1 pseudogene is annotated in these 1,258 nt (G+C 50.3%); it reads right to left on the reverse strand.

Annotation, left to right across the window (positions count from 1 at the left end):
- Positions 1-1,258: pseudogene (locus tag ACP5N5_RS06990) on the reverse strand (hypothetical protein); the annotation flags it as partial.

A 1,258-nucleotide genomic window follows, 5' to 3' on the forward strand; every position in this document is an offset into this window, starting at 1 on the left:
CGTGCTGACAACGTCGAAGTTGTCGTGGAACTCATGTGCATCAATGCCCATCGAGCTTATCAACTCTCTAAGCCTGACTAGGGGGATCCCAACATACCTCCCGCCAACTTTAACCCTGTTGTTGGAGGGTAGCTGGAAGAAGTCCCACAGCCTCTCGTCTACTGTGGCGACGAACTTATTCCAGTTGTCTACGTTAGCTAGTAGATCCCCCCTATAGACCTTGAACACTATGGCACTACAGTTGCTGACCTCAACTCGCTTCCACCGACCCCTGGTTAGCTCGCTGAGACCGCGTCTAATCTCCTCGGCCAGCATGACTGCTTCTAGGGCCGTGGTAGGCTTGCGTAGTAGGTTTATGAAAACAGTCTCTTCGTCGTCACTATGGCGATCCACCCTCTTAGCTACTACTAATGTCTCGCTCAGCGACGTACCCTCCGAGAAGTTGTAACCTCTATCCGGGTCACTACTCACTACGATGTACTTCACATGGAACTTCGATGCTAGGAGAACCCTTGCTAGGAACCATGAGACACCAGCTAACAGCCCCCTGGGGAGGACGAAGGCTATAACCCCACTATCCCTGACAAGCTTGTACGCTAGGTATAGGAATAGGAGGCCTTCACCGGCCTGACCAATGTTCAGGTATGCTTCGAGTCCCCCAGTCCCCCTTACGATCTCCTGTATATGATTAGGGAAGATAAGCATATTCTCTGTAGCGATGGATCTGAGGCTCTCCCTAACCCTGTTTCTAACGTTCTCGTAGGCTCTCAAGAGCTCCTGTCTAACACTCTCATCTGTTATGAAGCCGAAGAGACCCCTCCTCTCTCTGAATCTCTCAGTCCTCCCCGTGGCACGTGTAAACGGGGGGTTCATTATGGTTAAATCAAATCTATCCGGTATTGAGAACTCGCCTTCGCTACCCTCTAGCGTGGTCCTCTCCGCTATCCCTCTAAGCCCACCTTCTATGTATGCTAGGAGTCCTCCAACCCTCCTACTATCATTTAAGAGCTCCAGGCTTCCAAGCCATGCTTGATTCCTTTTAGGTATGTAGCCTAGGTATATCGTGTACACGTTCTCTCTGGTTATGTTACCCGGTGTCATTAGTGCTAGGTTTATGGCTGTTATCTGTGAGGCGTACCTTAGAGCGTCGACCCCATATATACCCTCCTCTACTAGCCTCCTACCTATATCGTCTAGGTTAACGTCTAGCTCGTGGTAGTATTTTAGTGCTGTTGCTAGCCTCATGAGGGAGTAGTAG

It is taken from the genome of Desulfurococcus sp., assembly GCF_049970475.1.
GTDB lineage: Archaea > Thermoproteota > Thermoprotei_A > Sulfolobales > Desulfurococcaceae > Desulfurococcus > Desulfurococcus amylolyticus.